Origin of the sequence: Pseudomonas oryzicola (assembly GCF_014269185.2) — a bacterium.
Taxonomy (GTDB): domain Bacteria; phylum Pseudomonadota; class Gammaproteobacteria; order Pseudomonadales; family Pseudomonadaceae; genus Aquipseudomonas; species Aquipseudomonas oryzicola.
The window spans coordinates 116,940-133,524 of sequence record NZ_JABWRZ020000004.1 but is presented as its reverse complement, the minus strand read 5'-3'; the positions used below and the strand labels follow the sequence as shown (position 1 = coordinate 133,524).

14 protein-coding genes are annotated in these 16,585 nt (G+C 61.7%); 9 read left to right on the top strand and 5 right to left on the bottom strand.

Annotated features, from left to right (window positions below):
• Positions 1 to 13: 13 nt before the first annotated feature.
• The 5 genes from HU760_RS23515 to purU all read left to right on the top strand — a co-directional run bounded on the left by HU760_RS23515 (position 14) and on the right by purU (position 6,312).
• The gene (locus HU760_RS23515; RefSeq protein ID WP_138219304.1) at positions 14 to 1,264 is read left to right on the top strand and encodes a sarcosine oxidase subunit beta family protein; all 1,251 of its coding nucleotides are present in this window, start codon (positions 14 to 16) and stop codon (positions 1,262 to 1,264) included.
• 14 nt (positions 1,265 to 1,278) lie between these two features.
• The gene (locus tag HU760_RS23510; protein ID WP_186674973.1) at positions 1,279 to 1,614 is read left to right on the top strand and encodes a sarcosine oxidase subunit delta; all 336 of its coding nucleotides are present in this window, start codon (positions 1,279 to 1,281) and stop codon (positions 1,612 to 1,614) included.
• Positions 1,611 to 4,628 carry a sarcosine oxidase subunit alpha gene (locus HU760_RS23505; protein WP_186674974.1) on the top strand — a complete coding sequence of 1,006 codons (3,018 nt, stop codon included), beginning with the start codon at positions 1,611 to 1,613 and terminating at the stop codon, positions 4,626 to 4,628. Before HU760_RS23510 ends, HU760_RS23505 begins: the two co-directional genes overlap by 4 nt.
• 182 nt (positions 4,629 to 4,810) lie before the next feature.
• Positions 4,811 to 5,443, top strand: coding sequence for a sarcosine oxidase subunit gamma (locus HU760_RS23500; protein ID WP_013970521.1), 633 nt, complete (start codon positions 4,811 to 4,813; stop codon positions 5,441 to 5,443).
• 11 nt (positions 5,444 to 5,454) lie between these two features.
• Entirely contained in the window at positions 5,455 to 6,312 is an 858-nt protein-coding gene (gene purU / locus HU760_RS23495) for a formyltetrahydrofolate deformylase (protein WP_186674975.1), read from the top strand.
• Between the two features lie 6 nt (positions 6,313 to 6,318).
• Here purU and HU760_RS23490 read toward each other — a convergent pair whose 3' ends face one another.
• Positions 6,319 to 6,651, bottom strand: coding sequence for a hypothetical protein (locus HU760_RS23490; RefSeq protein WP_186674976.1), 333 nt, complete (start codon positions 6,649 to 6,651; stop codon positions 6,319 to 6,321).
• 268 nt (positions 6,652 to 6,919) lie between these two features.
• Here HU760_RS23490 and fdhA point away from each other — a divergent pair, with 268 nt between their 5' ends.
• From fdhA to HU760_RS23475, 3 genes are all read left to right on the top strand, one after another.
• A complete protein-coding gene (gene fdhA, locus HU760_RS23485) occupies positions 6,920 to 8,119 on the top strand; it encodes a formaldehyde dehydrogenase, glutathione-independent (RefSeq protein ID WP_051095434.1) in 1,200 nt (399 codons plus the stop codon).
• 154 nt (positions 8,120 to 8,273) lie between these two features.
• Positions 8,274 to 8,846, top strand: a complete 573-nt coding sequence (locus tag HU760_RS23480) for a DUF2780 domain-containing protein (protein WP_186674977.1) — start codon at positions 8,274 to 8,276, stop codon at positions 8,844 to 8,846.
• A gap of 208 nt (positions 8,847 to 9,054) precedes the next feature.
• Positions 9,055 to 10,428, top strand: a complete 1,374-nt coding sequence (locus tag HU760_RS23475; protein WP_186674978.1) for a hypothetical protein — start codon at positions 9,055 to 9,057, stop codon at positions 10,426 to 10,428.
• A gap of 355 nt (positions 10,429 to 10,783) precedes the next feature.
• Here the strand turns inward: HU760_RS23475 and yihG are convergent, their stop codons facing one another.
• Positions 10,784 to 11,671, bottom strand: a complete 888-nt coding sequence (gene yihG / locus HU760_RS23470; RefSeq protein WP_186674979.1) for a 1-acylglycerol-3-phosphate O-acyltransferase, YihG family — start codon at positions 11,669 to 11,671, stop codon at positions 10,784 to 10,786.
• A gap of 182 nt (positions 11,672 to 11,853) precedes the next feature.
• Between yihG and rloA2 the strand changes: the two genes are divergently transcribed.
• The gene (gene rloA2 / locus HU760_RS23465; RefSeq protein ID WP_186674980.1) at positions 11,854 to 12,354 is read left to right on the top strand and encodes a retropepsin-like aspartic peptidase RloA2; all 501 of its coding nucleotides are present in this window, start codon (positions 11,854 to 11,856) and stop codon (positions 12,352 to 12,354) included.
• Positions 12,355 to 12,430: 76 nt separating this feature from the next.
• Here rloA2 and HU760_RS23460 read toward each other — a convergent pair whose 3' ends face one another.
• The 3 genes from HU760_RS23460 to HU760_RS23450 form a co-directional block, all read right to left on the bottom strand.
• Positions 12,431 to 13,054: a glutathione S-transferase gene (locus tag HU760_RS23460; RefSeq protein WP_186674981.1), complete on the bottom strand. Its 624-nt coding sequence runs from the start codon at positions 13,052 to 13,054 to the stop codon at positions 12,431 to 12,433.
• A gap of 2 nt (positions 13,055 to 13,056) precedes the next feature.
• Positions 13,057 to 13,722 carry a peptide-methionine (S)-S-oxide reductase MsrA gene (msrA, locus tag HU760_RS23455; RefSeq protein WP_186674982.1) on the bottom strand — a complete coding sequence of 222 codons (666 nt, stop codon included), beginning with the start codon at positions 13,720 to 13,722 and terminating at the stop codon, positions 13,057 to 13,059.
• 138 nt (positions 13,723 to 13,860) lie between these two features.
• A complete protein-coding gene (locus HU760_RS23450) occupies positions 13,861 to 16,551 on the bottom strand; it encodes a putative bifunctional diguanylate cyclase/phosphodiesterase (protein WP_186674983.1) in 2,691 nt (896 codons plus the stop codon).
• Positions 16,552 to 16,585: the final 34 nt, after the last annotated feature.

Here is a 16,585-nt window from a genome sequence, read left to right as displayed (position 1 = left end):
GGAGCCACACACCATGCAACGTTACTCGGGCTTCGGCCTTTTCAAGCACTCCCTCAGCCACCACGAGAACTGGCAGCGCATGTGGCGCACGCCAACCCCTAAAAAGGTCTACGACGTGGTTATCGTCGGTGGTGGCGGGCATGGCCTGGCCACGGCCTACTACCTGGCCAAAGAGCACGGCATCACCAATGTTGCCGTGATCGAGAAGGGCTACCTGGGCGGCGGCAACACCGCCCGTAACACCACCATCGTCCGTTCCAACTACCTGTGGGACGAGTCGGCGCACCTGTACGAGCACGCCATGAAGCTGTGGGAGGGCCTGTCCCAGGACCTCAACTACAACGTGATGTTCTCCCAGCGCGGCGTCTACAACCTTTGCCACACCCTGCAGGACATGCGTGACTCCGAGCGCCGGGTCTCCGCCAACCGCCTGAATGGCGTGGATGGCGAGCTGCTGAACACTGCCCAGGTCGCGGCCGAGATCCCGTACCTGGACTGCTCGAAGAACACCCGTTACCCGATCCTTGGCGCCACCGTACAGCGCCGTGGCGGCGTGGCCCGTCACGATGCCGTGGCCTGGGGCTTCGCCCGTGCTGCCGACGCCCTGGGCGTGGACCTGATCCAGCAGACCGAAGTGACCGGCTTCCGCAAGGAAAACGGCGCGGTCATCGGCGTGGAAACCAACAAAGGCTTCATCGGCGCCAAGCGCGTTGGCGTGGTCACCGCCGGTAACTCCGGGCACATGGCCAAGCTCGCCGGCTTCCGCCTGCCGCTGGAATCGCACCCGCTGCAGGCGCTGGTATCCGAGCCGATCAAGCCGATCATCGACAGCGTGATCATGTCCAACGCCGTACACGGCTACATCAGCCAGTCGGACAAGGGCGACCTGGTGATCGGTGCCGGCATCGATGGCTGGGTCGGCTATGGCCAGCGCGGTTCGTACCCGGTGATCGAGCACACCCTGCAGGCCATCGTCGAAATGTTCCCCAACCTCTCGCGCGTTCGCATGAACCGCCAGTGGGGCGGCATCGTCGATACCTCGCCGGACGCCTGCCCGATCATCACCAAGACCCCGGTCAAGAACCTGTTCTTCAACTGCGGTTGGGGTACCGGCGGCTTCAAGGCGACCCCGGGTTCGGGCAACGTCTTTGCCGCGAGCCTGGCCAAGGGCGAAATGCACCCACTGGCCGCGCCGTTCTCCATGGACCGTTTCTACAACGGCGCACTGATCGACGAACACGGCGCCGCCGCCGTCGCCCACTAACCGGAGACACCGTCATGTTGCATATTTTCTGTCCCCACTGCGGCGAGCTGCGCTCCGAAGAAGAGTTCCACGCCTCTGGCCAGGCGCACATCGCCCGCCCGCTGGACCCCAACGCCTGCTCCGACGAGGAATGGGGTACCTACATGTTCTACCGTGACAACCCGCGCGGTATTCACCATGAACTGTGGGACCACGTTGCCGGCTGCCGCCAGTACTTCAACGTCACCCGCGACACCGTGACCTACGAGATTCTGGAAACCTACAAGATTGGCGAGAAGCCGCAAGTGACCGCCAACGGCAAGCACAGCAGCGCACCGTCGACCGTCAAAGGCCAAGGGGAAAAAGTATGAGCCAGACCTATCGCCTCGCCAGCGGCGGCCGTATCGACCGCAGCAAGGTCCTTAACTTCAGCTTCAACGGCAAGACCTACCAGGGTTATGCCGGCGACACCCTGGCCGCCGCGTTGCTGGCCAACGGCGTCGACATCGTTGGCCGCAGCTTCAAGTACTCGCGCCCACGCGGCATCATCGCTGCCGGTACCGAAGAGCCGAACGCCATCCTGCAGATCGGCTCCAGCGAAGCCACCCAGATCCCTAACGTGCGTGCCACCCAACAGGCACTGTACGCCGGCCTGGTCGCCACCAGCACCAACGGCTGGCCGAACGTCAACAATGACGTCATGGGCATTCTCGGCAAGGTCGGCGGCAGCATGATGCCGCCGGGCTTCTACTACAAAACCTTCATGTACCCGAAATCGTTCTGGATGACTTACGAGAAGTACATCCGCAAAGCCGCCGGCTTGGGCCGTGCGCCGCTGCAGAACGACCCGGACAGTTACGACTACATGAACCAGCACTGCGACGTGCTGATCGTCGGCGCCGGCCCTGCTGGCCTGGCTGCGGCCCTGGCCGCTGCCCGCAGCGGTGCCCGCGTGATCCTGGCTGACGAACAGGAAGAGTTCGGCGGCAGCCTGCTCGACACCCGCGAAACCCTCGACGGCAAGCCTGCCACCGAGTGGGTCAGCGGCGTGATCAAAGAGCTGGAAAGCCTGCCGGAAGTGACCCTGCTGCCACGCGCCACGGTCAACGGCTACCACGACCATAACTTCCTGACCATCCACGAGCGCCTCACTGACCACCTCGGTGACCGTGCCCCGATCGGCCAGGTACGCCACCGCGTGCACCGCGTCCGCGCCAAGCGCGTGGTGCTGGCCACCGGTGCCCACGAACGCCCGCTGGTGTACGGCAACAACGACGTGCCGGGCAACATGCTGGCCGGTGCTGTATCCACCTACGTGCGCCGTTACGGTGTGGCACCGGGCCGCAAGCTGGTGCTGTCGACCAACAACGACCACGCCTACCGCGCCGCGCTGGACTGGCACGACGCCGGCCTGCAGGTGGTCGCCATCGCCGACGCCCGCCATAACCCGCGTGGTTCGCTGGTTGAAGAAGCACGTGCCAAGGGCATCCGCATTCTCACCTCCAGCGCCGTGATCGAGGCCAAGGGCAGCAAGCATGTCACCGGTGCCCGCGTGGCCGCCATCGACGTACAGGCGCACAAGGTCACCAGCCCTGGTGAAACCCTGGACTGCGACCTGATCGCCACCTCCGGTGGCTACAGCCCGGTCGTGCACCTGGCTTCGCACCTGGGTGGCCGCCCGATCTGGCGTGAAGACATCCTCGGCTTCGTGCCGGGCGATGCACCGCAGAAGCGCGAGTGTGTCGGTGGTATCAATGGCGTGTACGCCCTGGGCGACGCGATTGCCGATGGTTTCGAAGGCGGCGTGCGCGCAGCCACCGAAGCCGGCTTCAAGGCCACTGTCGGCAGCTTGCCGAAAACCGTGGCGCGCAAGGAAGAGGCCACCGTGGCGCTGTTCCAGGTGCCGCACGACAAGGGCACTGCCCGTGCGCCCAAGCAGTTCGTCGACCAGCAGAACGACGTTACCGCGGCCGCCATCGAACTGGCCACCCGTGAAGGCTTCGAGTCGGTCGAGCACGTAAAGCGCTACACCGCGCTGGGCTTCGGTACCGACCAGGGCAAGCTGGGCAACATCAACGGCCTGGCCATCGCCGCCCGTTCGATGGGTATCACCATCCCGGAAATGGGCACCACCATGTTCCGCCCCAACTACACGCCGGTAACCTTCGGCGCGGTTGCGGGTCGCCACTGTGGCCACCTGTTCGAGCCCGTGCGCTTCACTGCCCTGCATGCCTGGCACGTGAAGAACGGCGCCGAGTTCGAAGATGTCGGCCAGTGGAAGCGCCCCTGGTACTTCCCCAAGGCCGGTGAAGATATCCATGCTGCCGTAGCCCGTGAATGCAAGGCCGTGCGCGACAGCGTGGGCCTGCTGGACGCCTCGACCCTGGGCAAGATCGACATCCAGGGCCCGGATGCGCGTGAGTTCCTCAACCGCATCTACACCAACGCCTGGACCAAGCTCGACGTGGGCAAGGCCCGCTACGGCCTGATGTGCAAGGAAGACGGCATGGTCTTCGACGACGGCGTGACTGCCTGCGTCGGCGACAACCACTTCATCATGACCACTACCACCGGCGGCGCTGCGCGCGTGCTGCAGTGGATGGAGCTGTACCACCAGACCGAATGGCCGGAACTGAAGGTGTACTTCACCTCGGTCACCGACCACTGGGCGACCATGACCCTGTCCGGCCCCAACAGCCGCAAGCTGCTGAGCGAGCTGACCGACATCGACATGGACAAGGAAGCCTTCCCGTTCATGACCTGGAAGGAAGGCAACGTCGGCGGCGTGCCAGCCCGGGTGTTCCGTATCTCGTTCACCGGTGAGCTGTCGTACGAAGTCAACGTGCAGGCCAACTACGCCATGGGCGTGCTGGAGCAGATCATCGAGGCGGGCAAGAAGTACAACCTGACCCCGTACGGCACCGAAACCATGCACGTACTGCGTGCGGAGAAGGGCTTCATCATCGTCGGCCAGGACACCGACGGCTCGATGACCCCGGACGACCTGAACATGAGCTGGTGTGTGGGCCGCAACAAGCCGTACTCGTGGATCGGCCTGCGTGGCATGAACCGCGAAGACTGCGTGCGTGAGAACCGCAAGCAGCTGGTAGGCCTGAAGCCGGTCGACCCGACCAAGTGGCTGCCGGAAGGCGCCCAGCTGGTCTTCGATCCGAAGCAACCGATCCCGATGGACATGGTCGGCCACGTCACCTCCAGCTATGCCGCCAACTCCCTGGGCTATTCGTTCGCCATGGGTGTGGTCAAGGGCGGCCTCAAGCGCATGGGCGAGCGCGTGTACTCGCCGCAGGCGGATGGCAGCGTGATCGAGGCGGAGATCGTGTCTTCGGTGTTCTTCGATCCGAAGGGTGAGCGGCAGAACGTTTGAGGCTTCACCGGTAGCTCTGATTGGAATGCGGCCTCTGTGGGAGCGGGTTCACCCGCGAATGCGATGGTGGATTCACCGCCCTCTTCGCGGGTAAACCCGCTCCCACAATGGGTCTCCTCAGTCTGTGACTACAGGTTCTACCTCAGGTCTTCGCGATCAACAGAATTCAAGGCAGGTAAGAAATGAGCGCTATCAACGTCTTCCAGCAAAACCCCGGCGCCGAGGCCAAGGCCCAGTCGCCACTGCACCACGCCGACCTGGCCAGCCTGGTTGGCAAAGGTCGCAAGAACGCAGGCGTGACCCTGCGTGAACGCAAGTTCCTCGGCCACTTGACCATTCGTGGCGATGGCCACGACCCGGAATTCGCCGCCGGCGTGCACAAGGCCCTGGGCCTGGAGCTGCCAGTGGCACTGACCGTGGTCGCCAACAACGAAATGTCGCTGCAATGGATGGGCCCCGACGAGTGGTTGCTGATCGTCCCGGGCGGCCAGGAGTTTGCCGTTGAGCAAAAGCTGCGCGCAGCCCTCGAAGGCCAGCACATCCAGGTGGTCAACGTCAGCGGTGGGCAGAGCCTGCTGGAACTGCGCGGCCCGAACGTGCGCGAAGTGCTGATGAAGTCCACCAGCTATGATGTTCACCCGAACAACTTCCCGGTGGGCAAGGCCGTCGGTACCGTGTTCGCCAAGTCGCAACTGGTGATCCGCCGTACCGCCGAAGACACCTGGGAACTGGTGATTCGCCGCAGCTTCGCCGACTACTGGTGGCTGTGGCTGCAGGACGCTTCGGCCGAATATGGCCTGAGCATCGAAGCATAAGGAGAACGAACATGAGTCGGGCACCGGATACCTGGATTCTCACCGCCGACTGCCCGAGCATGCTCGGTACCGTCGACGTGGTGACGCGTTACCTCTTCGAGCAGCGCTGCTACGTGACGGAGCACCACTCCTTCGATGACCGGCTGTCGGGGCGTTTCTTCATTCGCGTGGAGTTTCGCCAGCCGGACGATTTCGACGAGGCTGGCTTTCGCGCCGGCCTTGCCGAGCGCAGCGAAGCGTTCGGCATGGCCTTCGAGCTGACCGCACCCAACCACCGCCCGAAGGTGGTGATCATGGTGTCGAAGGCCGACCACTGCCTCAATGATTTGCTGTATCGCCAGCGCATCGGCCAGTTGGCCATGGACGTGGTTGCGGTGGTGTCCAACCACCCCGACCTCGAGCCCCTGGCACAGTGGCACAAGATTCCTTACTACCACTTTGCCCTCGACCCCAAGGACAAGCCTGCGCAAGAGCGCAAGGTTATCCAGGTAATCGAGGAAACTGGCGCGGAGCTGGTGGTGCTTGCCCGTTACATGCAGGTGTTGTCGCCGGAGCTGTGCCGCCGCCTGGATGGCTGGGCGATCAATATCCACCACTCGTTGTTGCCCGGTTTCAAAGGCGCCAAGCCTTATCACCAGGCCTACAACAAGGGCGTGAAGATGGTTGGCGCCACGGCGCACTACATCAACAACGACCTGGACGAAGGACCAATCATCGCCCAGGGCGTGGAGGTGGTGGACCACAGCCATTACCCGGAAGACCTGATTGCCAAGGGGCGCGACATCGAATGCCTGACCCTGGCGCGGGCGGTGGGCTATCACATCGAGCGGCGAGTGTTTCTCAATGCGAACAGGACTGTGGTGCTCTGACCGTGTCTAGCTTTTATCGCGGGCATGGGCTTTCAGGGTTTCACGGATGGCTGTAACGAACTTCTGGCGCATGTCCGCACCCAGTTTGTTACCTGGGACTGGATCGCCGTCGCGGTCCACCCTGCCTGCTTTGAACTCGTGAAGATCCATGCCTTCGGCTTCTTTGTCGAAGTCGTAGCCTGGACCACAAGCCGCGTAATAGAAGATCTTATCGGCGTTCAGAAAGTATCGCTGTTTACCGAACAATGCTGCTTCGATGTCCGGGTCGAAGCCCTGCTGCCTGGCAGCCTCGACCCAGTATGGCCAGAAGGCGTCCTCGGGGCGCTCAGTATCCGTCATGGTGGTTCTCCAGTTTGATAGACGATGGGTTACTGCATCTCTATCGAAACACTCGGTCGCCGACGTATTGCGGTAGATATTCATCGTCCTGCGCATGCGCGCGACCACCTGACCGATTGCCGTTCAGAGGTATTTGCCTGTCGTTTCCAGTCAGCGCATCCGGCTCCATCAGGCCCACAATTCCCTGCATTCCAGAAACACATGCCGCCCACGGATGGCGGCGCGTTCAACCACCGCTGCATAAATACAAATCAAGCGAGGTAAGAGCATGTCTGGCAATCGTGGAGTGGTATATCTCGGCGCCGGCAAAGTCGAGGTGCAGAAGATCGACTACCCGAAAATGCAGGACCCACGCGGCAACAAGATCGAGCACGGCGTGATCCTGAAGGTGGTCTCCACCAACATCTGCGGCTCTGACCAGCACATGGTCCGCGGTCGCACCACTGCCCAGGTCGGCCTGGTCCTGGGCCACGAAATCACCGGTGAAATCGTCGAGATGGGGCGTGATGTCGAACGCCTGAAAATCGGTGACCTGGTGTCGGTACCGTTCAACGTTGCCTGCGGTCGCTGCCGCTCCTGCAAGGAAATGCACACCGGTGTCTGCCTCACCGTCAACCCGGCCCGCGCCGGTGGTGCCTACGGCTACGTCGACATGGGTGACTGGACCGGTGGCCAGGCCGAATACGTGCTGGTGCCGTATGCCGACTTCAACCTGCTGAAACTGCCGGATCGCGACAAGGCCATGGAGAAGATCCGTGACCTGACCTGCCTGTCCGACATCCTGCCGACCGGCTACCACGGCGCTGTCACCGCTGGCGTAGGCCCAGGCAGCACCGTGTATGTCGCCGGTGCCGGCCCGGTCGGCCTGGCCGCTGCCGCCTCGGCACGCTTGCTCGGCGCGGCCTGCGTCATCGTCGGCGACCTCAACCCGGCCCGCCTGGCCCACGCCAAGTCGCAGGGCTTCGAAGTGGTCGACCTGTCCAAGGACACCCCGCTGCACGAGCAGATCGTCGACATCCTCGGCGAACCGGAAGTGGACTGCGCCGTCGACGCCGTTGGCTTCGAGGCCCGCGGCCACGGCCACGAAGGTGCCAAGCATGAAGCGCCGGCTACCGTGCTGAACTCGTTGATGCAGGTGACCCGTGTTGCCGGCAACATCGGTATCCCGGGCCTGTACGTGACCGAAGACCCGGGTGCGGTGGATGCCGCCGCCAAGATCGGCGCGCTGAGCATCCGCTTCGGCCTGGGCTGGGCGAAGTCGCACAGCTTCCACACCGGCCAGACCCCGACCATGAAGTACAACCGCCAGCTGATGCAGGCGATCATGTGGGACCGCATCAACATCGCCGAAGTGGTGGGTGTTCAGGTGATCAACCTGGACCAGGCGCCGGAAGGCTACGGCGAGTTCGATGCAGGTGTACCGAAGAAGTTCGTGATCGACCCACACAAGATGTGGGGCGCGGCTTAACCTTCAGACTCAACGCCCCTTCGGGGGCGTTGTGCTTTCAGCAGCATTACCCACAAGGTTTCCAGCAGGCCGATAACCGGCCTGGAACAAACCCCCGCAGCCCCAGTCCAATGCCTCGTTTCCCCGGCCATCCCGGCCGACGAGGTCCCTCCCGATGAAAGCATTCACCCTGGCAACCCTGATGACCCTGGCCGCAAGCCCGGTGTTCGCCTTCAATTTGAGCGATGCGGCCAATGCTGTGTCGGCGATGCAGAACCAGAATTCGAGCCAGCAGGGCGCGGTACAGGCCCCTGAAGGGCAGGCCAACCTGCTCAATACCCTAGGCAGTGAACTGAAGATTACTCCTGAACAGGCCATTGGTGGCGCCGGGGCCATGCTGGGGCTGGCGCGCAACAACTTGAGCGAGGCCGATTATGGCCAACTGGTCCAGGCAGTGCCGGGCCTGGACCTGCTTTCCGGTGCCAACGCCCTGGGCGGCTTGAGCGGTCTGGGAGAACTGCTCGGCAAGAGCAGCCAAAGCCCATCGCCACTGAGCAATGCGTTGGGCAATGTCGAGAACCGCAGTGACCTGGACAACGCCTTCAAGCTGCTGGGCATGGATACCGGCATGATCGGCCAATTTGCCCCGCTGATCCTTCAGTACCTGGGCCAGCAAGGCCTTGCCGGATCGCTGCTGCAGAACCTGGGCAACCTGTGGTCGACACCATCGGCCACACCATCGGTATGAAACTCAGCTAGCTTTCAATCGAACCCACGACAAAAAGTCCAAGCGTTACTTGTTTAGAAAGTTTGACGTGGCGCTGCACCTGATATTTCTACCAGTTGTCCAGTATTCAGAATCTCGCTACGTTGGCCATGCCAAGAAAGCGGCTGTCGGGCATTGATCGTGGTTCGCTCAATAGTCGTTGCATATTCAGATGACCAACGGGTTAGCCATGAGGAAGCGAAACTTAGCGTTTGTGTTGGCTGCGCTTTTGTTACAGACGGCCTGTGCCCCGCTAGCCGAGAAGCCGGCAACGCCGGTATCCACCCCGGCCCGTTCCGAACAGGTGCAGGCTGCGCCGTCGGCGGCACAAGACCTGCGTGTGGCAGGGCCTGTTGCAGTCGAGCAGTTGCAAGGTTGGTATAACCAGACGGTGAGGGATTGTGGCACCGCAACGCGGCCAGCGTTCCTTTGCTCGGGGGTCATGCTGCGTGGCACGCTGAGCAGGCAGAGTTATTTGCCCTGGGACCCGAGCCCGGGCTCCATAACCAGTGGCGGTGTGTCATTCGCCTGGATCAGGACGGATACCAATTTCAAGGAGCTGCCGTTGAACTACAACAACGGCTATATCTTCTACCCGAAGCACGACACACCTCCCGAAAAGAATTCCGACATCGAGGTGCTGTGCTCGTTTCCGTTTGACGGCTGGACGGATATTCGCAATCAGCAGGGTTGCGGTACCAACACGTCGTACCCTACGCAGAGCCGGCCGTGCAATGACCAGGGTATCAACACGGGCCAGCAGTGGATCAGCCACTTCAACGCGGCGCCCGATAAATACAAGGCTCAATGTGGGTGGAACGTGAGAGAGGGGCAGGCCTATACAGCCGATCGCTTCTATCAGAGCATCATTGGTCGCTCACTGATCACCTCGACTCACTGGAACGGCAATAATGAGTTACGTTTGGCCACTTGGCAGGCGGGAACCGGGGCTCAACTGCCGATACAGTCGTTCTTCTATATAGCGGGTACGGCGGGGCTGCTTTCGGCGCAGGATGACCAGCGCCGTTACCACCAGAGTTACGGTCAGGTTGTTCCGGTAATTCAACTGACCTTGCCGGCCGATAAAAGTAAGAAGGCAACTTTTGTCTACCGGGAGTCGGATCAGGCTGTGGAGGATGGCGAGGGTGGTGAGGGTGGCGAGGGAGAGTTGGTCGATTTTGAGAATGTACCGTTGCAGGAGGAGCTGTTGAGATTGAATGTTCCGGGTGGACAGTTTATTAGCTATCAATCTTTTTCAATCGCCAACATGATGCCGCCAAGTAATGGAATTTCTGGACATCATCTGCATTTCGCCTCACCTGATCAATGGGATCTCACTTTCAAGCCGGACGTACCACTAAGTGGAATTTCGTTTGATTACTGGGTCATTCCGAATTACGAGTCCGATCTTGTTACTATTTTTTATGAGGGCGGTAATAAAAATTTTTGGGTAGACAAGCTAGTTGGACATATTGAATTTATGTCGCCGCCGGGAAGAAAAATATACGCTGTTGTTTTTGGTACCAGCTACCAGGGTCTCGATAATTTTAAGTTATATAAATAGGGCGTGGCGATAGCAAGATGATACGGTATAACTGTTTGGATGGGGGCTGGTTGATCGGACCCGTCTGGCTAATGGTCGTACCACCTCGGCTCACTGGAACGCCCCGACAATGCGATGAGTCCTGAGCATTTACGCAGAGGCTTATTCGCGTAGATAAGGTCGCGAAGTCGTACGGTTCGTCGATAGCCGTGTTCAAGAGGGGCCGATAGAAATAGATTCCGATATTGCTTTATATGGAAAATTACCGTGGTTGTTCCGCGACGGATGTTCGAGCCTTTTAACAGTATGCCTGTAGACATGTTCAATGGCCCTGTCGCCGGCTTGCCAGCGACAGGGGTCATGGCTGACCAGGCACTCAGCTCATTTCCCGACGCAACTGCTCGATCCGCTGGTCCTTCTCTATCCACAACCGGTTCACCCAGGCCTGCACGGTCTGGCGGAATTCAACATCGTTCTCGTAGTCGCCAGCCCACAGCGCCGGGTCCAGTTCGCGCACGCGAATGTCGATGATCACCCGGCTGATGCTGCCATTGAGCAATGCCCAGAACCCTGGCGCCTGGTTGCCGGGGTAGACGATGGTGACGTCGAGCAGGGCGTCGAGCTGTTCGCCCAGTGCCGCCAGCACGAATGCCACGCCGCCCGCCTTGGGCTTGAGCAGGTGCTGGTAGGGCGATTGCTGGGCCTGGCGCTTGGCTTCGCTGAAGCGCGTGCCTTCGAGGTAGTTGACCACGGTCACCGGCTGACGCTTGAACAGTTCGCAGGCCGCCTTGGTGATTTCCAGGTCCTTGCCCTTGAGTTCCGGGTGCTTTTCCAGAAACGCCTTGCTGTAGCGCTTCATGAACGGGTAGTCCAGGCCCCACCAGGCCAAGCCCAGCAGCGGTACCCAGATCAGCTCCTTCTTGAGGAAGAACTTGAAGAATGGTGTGCGGCGATTGAGGCTTTCGATCAGCGCCGGGATGTCTACCCAGGTCTGGTGGTTGCTGACGGCCAGGTAGGAAGTGTCCCTGCGCAGGTTCTCGACACCACGTATGTCCCACTGCGTAGGAATGCACAGGGCGAAAATGGCTTTGTCGATCTCCGACCAGGTTTCAGCCACCCACATTACCGCCCACGAGGCATAGTCACGCCCGCGGCCTGGCAGCACCAGCTTGAGCAGGGCGAAGACCAGCAGTGGGCCGATCAGCACCAAGGTGTTGAGCAGCAGCAGGGTGGTGGTGAGGATGCCGGTCAGCAGGCGACGCATAAGGAGACTCTTGTTGTGGGATGAAAATGGTTGGCAATCATAAGCAGGGCCGTGGCCTACGCCAAATTTCCACTGCCCGGCGGCGGGTACAAATGTTTCACATTATGTTGGTTAGGCTTGTGACAGCGAACCTATCCTGCCAGTGCAGTCTAAGCACTGACACTTCTCAAGGAAGCCTGCCTGTGAAATATCTGTTTGCCATGTTGTCGCTGTTGGCCCTGCCAGTAATGGCTGCCGAGCCAACCCTTTACGGTCGTTACGAAAACATTGCCCTGCCCGAGCTGGGCGAAACCCTTAAAGCCAAGATGGACACCGGTGCCTTCACCGCGTCGCTGTCGGCCAAGGACATCGAACTGTTCACCCGCGATGGCGACGAGTGGGTGCGTTTCCGCCTGGCGACCAAGGACTCGGACGGCAAGGTGTACGAGCACAAGGTCTCGCGCATCAGCAAGATCAAGGGGCGCGCCGACGAGGAAGAGGAAGGCGATGGGCCGGAAATCTCCAAGCGCCCGGTGGTGGACCTGGAGCTGTGCCTGGGTGATGTGAAGCGCACCGTGGAAGTGAACCTGGTGGACCGCAGCAGCTTCAATTACCCGCTGCTGGTGGGCTCCAAGGCGCTGCGCGAATTCAAGGCGGCGGTCAACCCGGCGAAGAAGTTCACCGCCGGCAAGCCTGACTGCTGATGCTGGGCTGGCCTCATCGCGGATGAATCCGCTCCTACAAATGCGTGTAGGAGCGGATTCATCCGCGATTGGTCTGTCAGGCTGTCGGGGCTGTAGCGACCATCGATGGCCGCTTGGCCACCTCGGCATACCACGCCGCCAGGCCAGGCTGGCGCTCGCGCCAGCCAAACCCGGGCTGACGCAGATCCAGGTACCCCAGCGCGCAAGCCACACCAATCGCCGCGAGATCGAAGCCGCTGGCCAACTCGGCCAGATGCTCCTGCTCAAGGTTAGCCAGGCTACGGCGGATCTTCTCGCCCTGGGCCTGCAGCCAACCGTCCCAGCGCTTGTCCTCAGGCCGCAGGAAGCTTTCATAGCGGCTCGACACTGCCGCATCCATGATCGCATCGGCCTGCGAGGCCAAGGTCATGCGCCGCCAGCGGGCTGAACCCTCGCGCGGTAGCAGCGGCGGGCCGACGTGCTGCAGGTCGAGGTATTCACAGATGACCCGGCTGTCGTGCAACACGGTGCCATCGTCCAGGCGCAGGGCGGGGATCTTGCCGATCGGGTTGTCCAGGTTCAGCTGCGGGTCGCCGCTCACCGGGCTGATGTTTACCGGCTGCAGCCTTACTCGCTCCAGCTGGCCGGTTTCGTGCAACACCACCATGACCTTGCGCACGAAAGGCGACAGCGGTGCATGGAACAGGGTCATCGTACTCACGCTCAGTTACCCTGCAGGCTGGGTGGCAGGCACACGCCGGTACCGCCGATACCGCAGTAGCCGTCCGGGTTCTTGGCCAGGTACTGCTGGTGGTAGGCCTCGGCGAAATAGACGGTCGGCGCCTGGTCGATCTCGGTGGTGATTTCACCGAAACCGGCTTTGCTCAGCTCGGCCTGGTAGGCGTCGCGGCTGGCCTTGGCCTGCTCCAGCTGTTCCGGGCTGGTGCAGTAGATGGCCGAACGGTACTGGGTGCCGATGTCGTTGCCCTGACGCATGCCCTGGGTCGGGTTGTGCAGCTCCCAGAACATCGCCAGTAGCTCGCGGTAGCTGACCTTGTCCTTGTCGAACACCACCAGCACTACTTCAGTGTGGCCGGTCAGGCCCGAGCAGACTTCTTCGTAGGTAGGGTTCGGGGTGAAGCCACCGGCATAGCCAACCACAGTGCTGACCACACCTTCACGCTGCCAGAAGCGGCGTTCGGCGCCCCAGAAGCAACCCAGGCCGAAGATGGCGAAGTCGACGTTCTGGAAGAACGGGCCGAGCAGCGGCGTGTCTTTGAACACGTGATGGAACTCAGGCAGGCTCATTGGCGTTTCACGGCCAGGCAGGGCCTGTTCCGCAGTGGGCATGACGTTTTTGTTCACCAGGATTTCCGAACGCAGGACCATGGCCATTCCTCTGTATGTCAGTTGAATTGGGGTTGGCCCCATCGCGGATGAATCCGCTCCTGCGGGGATCGCGCAGGAGCGGATTTATCCGCGATGGGGCCCGAATGGGATCTAGTGTGCCCGAGCTTGGCGCTGCTGTCAGGCCAGTGGGCCACGCGGATAGCGCTTCAGCCGTTCGGCCAGCTCGCGCCCCGGGATCGGCCGGTCGAACAGGTAACCCTGGCCAACGTCGCAGCGGTGCCGGCGCAGGAACGCCAGTTGCTCCGGCGTCTCGATACCCTCGGCCACCACCTTCAGCTTGAGGTTATGGGCCATGGCCACCACCGCCGAAGTAATCTCCATGTCATCCTGGTTGTCCGGTATCTCATTGATGAAGCTGCGGTCGATCTTGAGGATGTCGATGGGGAATTTCTTCAGGTAGCTCAGCGACGAATAGCCGGTACCAAAGTCGTCCATGGCCAGGGTCAGGCCCAAGGCCTTCAACTCGTCCAGCTGGCGGTGGGTGTCTTCGGTGGCCTCCAGCAGCAGTCCTTCAGTCAGTTCCAGCTCGAGCAGGTGCGGGGGCAGGGCTTCCTCCTTGAGGATACTGCTGATCGAGGCCACCAGGTCCGGGTCGGAGAACTGTTTGGGTGACAGGTTGATGGCCACATGCAGGTTACCCATGCCGGCTTCGCGCAGCTGCTGGCTCATGCGGCACGACTGGCGCACCACCCATTTGCCGATGGGGATGATCAGGCCGGTTTCCTCGGCCACGCTGATGAACTGGTCCGGGCGGATCATGCCGCGTTCGGGGTGGTTCCAGCGCAGCAGCGCTTCCAGGCCCAGCAGGCGGCCGCTGCGCAGGCACAGCTTGGGCTGGTAGAACACCTCCAGTTCGTTCTGGGTCAGGGCGCGGCGCAGGTTGTTCTCGACGAACAGCTTGTAGCTGGCTTCGGCATTGAGTACTTCGGTAAACACCTGCACCTGGTGCTTACCGTTGGCCTTGGCCTTGTGCAGCGCCAGGCCGGCGTTCTTCATCAGGCTGGCGGGGTCTGCACCGTGCAATGGCGCGTAGGCAAGGCCTACCGAAGCGGTGACGTTGATCAGCTGGTTGTCGACGAACATCGGTTTGTCGAGGGTCCGCAGCAATTGCATGGCGACGCCCTGGCCATCTTCGAGACGGGTGTCGTCGAGCAGTACGGCGAACTCGTTACTGGCGAAGCGCGCCAGGATGCCGCCGGTGTGCAGGCTGTTGCGCAGGCGCCGGGCCAGGCTGATCAACAGCTTGTCGCCGGTCTGGTGGCCCAGGCTGTCATTGATACGCTTGAAATTGTCGATGTCCACCAGCAGCAGGCACATGGAGTTTTCGCCATCACGGGCGAAACACTCGTCGAGGCTGCGGATGAACGCCGGGCGGTTGCCCAGGTTGGTCAGGTTGTCGGTGTAGGCCAGCCGTTCGATGCGCTGCTGGGCCAGCTTGGTCTGGGTGATGTCTTCGTAGATGCCGATGTAGTGGGTCAGCTCACGGTTGTCGCCGTATACCTTGGAGATCGACAACTGGCCCCAGTAGGGCTCCAGGTTCTTGCGCCGGCTTCTGAACTCGCCCTGCCAGCTGTTGCCCATGGCCAGGCTCGACGGCGAATCGAACAACAGTTCGCTCAGGTTTTCCAGGGCCGGCAGCTCACCCAGATGGTGACCCTGGACTTCCTCGGTGCTGTACTGGGTAATGGCAGTGAAGCTGGGGTTGACGTACTCCACCACGCCATCGCGGTTGACCAGCAGGAAGGCGCTGGCGCTCTGTTCGACCGCTCGCTGGAACAGGTGCAGGGCACTGGCCGCGGTGCGTCGGTTGTGATTGGTGATGACTTGGGCGAACTGGTCGGCCAGCTCGCCGGCAAAGGCGATTTCGTCCGACTGCCAGGCCCGCGGCTGGCCGGTCTGCTCCAGGCACAGCACGCCGACTACCTGGCCATCGACGCGAATGCTGGCATCGAGCATGGCCTTGTTTGCCGGGCGCAGGCTTTGCGCCAGCGCGCGGGTGCGCGGGTCGTGGCCGGCATTATGGGCGTCGATGGCGCGGCTGGCATGCAGCGCGTCAAGGTAGTCGGGGAAGCGGCTGGCATCGATGGCTTCGGGCTGGCGGTGCTCTTGCGTGTCCCGGTACCAGGCAGTTATCGGCTGCAGTTGCTGGCCGTCCAGATGCCAGATGCTGGCACAGTCGACCTTGTAGATTTCACAGGCGCTCTGGGTGATCAGTTGCGCAGCTTCCAGCAGCGAGTTGCCGCCGCTGTAGCGCTGGCGGGCCAGGCGCAGGATCAGGTCCTGCTGGCCACGTACCCGCTCCAGGTGTTCGAGCTGTTCCTGCTGCGCACGCTGGTTCAGCTGCAAGGCCAGTTGCAGGCGGTTGTTGCGCGATTCCAGATCGCTGGAACCGGCATCGCCACTCTCTTCTGGCTGGTCGTCGAGCACGCTGAGGTAACCGCGCACCAGCTGGCGATTGTGCTGCTTGTAGGTTTCACCCACTTCCAGCAGGCGTAGCGATGCCGTGGGCGTGTGCAAGATGTAGCGCACGCGATAGTAGCCACGCTGGGCCAGTTGCAACTGGATGTCGTCATGCAGCCGGTAGCGGACCTCGGGCTCCATCAGGCTGGCGTATGGGGCATCGATCAGCGCGCACAGGTCGCTAGCGTGCAGGCCGAACTGGCGTTCGCAGGCCGGATCCAGGTAGAGCATGGCCCAAGTGGCTTCGTTAAGCCTTTCGAAACGCAGCATGCCGAGCCGCGAGGGCACGGGTAACTGCGTGACGACCTCGGCCGCCACACGGCTGGCGGCATCGGGTTGGCTTTTCATCGAAGACTCGCTTGAAGAGGGAACGCGGCCTTTG

Excerpts from the sequence above, each read along its gene's own strand:
- HU760_RS23515 (WP_138219304.1), top strand. The coding sequence starts at position 14 with ATGCAACGTTACTCGGGCTTCGGCCTTTTCAAGCACTCCCTCAGCCAC.
- HU760_RS23510 (WP_186674973.1), top strand. The coding sequence starts at position 1,279 with ATGTTGCATATTTTCTGTCCCCACTGCGGCGAGCTGCGCTCCGAAGAA.
- HU760_RS23505 (WP_186674974.1), top strand. The coding sequence starts at position 1,611 with ATGAGCCAGACCTATCGCCTCGCCAGCGGCGGCCGTATCGACCGCAGC.
- HU760_RS23500 (WP_013970521.1), top strand. The coding sequence starts at position 4,811 with ATGAGCGCTATCAACGTCTTCCAGCAAAACCCCGGCGCCGAGGCCAAG.
- purU (WP_186674975.1), top strand. The coding sequence starts at position 5,455 with ATGAGTCGGGCACCGGATACCTGGATTCTCACCGCCGACTGCCCGAGC.
- HU760_RS23490 (WP_186674976.1), bottom strand. The coding sequence starts at position 6,651 with ATGACGGATACTGAGCGCCCCGAGGACGCCTTCTGGCCATACTGGGTC.
- fdhA (WP_051095434.1), top strand. The coding sequence starts at position 6,920 with ATGTCTGGCAATCGTGGAGTGGTATATCTCGGCGCCGGCAAAGTCGAG.
- HU760_RS23480 (WP_186674977.1), top strand. The coding sequence starts at position 8,274 with ATGAAAGCATTCACCCTGGCAACCCTGATGACCCTGGCCGCAAGCCCG.
- HU760_RS23475 (WP_186674978.1), top strand. The coding sequence starts at position 9,055 with ATGAGGAAGCGAAACTTAGCGTTTGTGTTGGCTGCGCTTTTGTTACAG.
- yihG (WP_186674979.1), bottom strand. The coding sequence starts at position 11,671 with ATGCGTCGCCTGCTGACCGGCATCCTCACCACCACCCTGCTGCTGCTC.
- msrA (WP_186674982.1), bottom strand. The coding sequence starts at position 13,722 with ATGGTCCTGCGTTCGGAAATCCTGGTGAACAAAAACGTCATGCCCACT.
- HU760_RS23450 (WP_186674983.1), bottom strand. The coding sequence starts at position 16,551 with ATGAAAAGCCAACCCGATGCCGCCAGCCGTGTGGCGGCCGAGGTCGTC.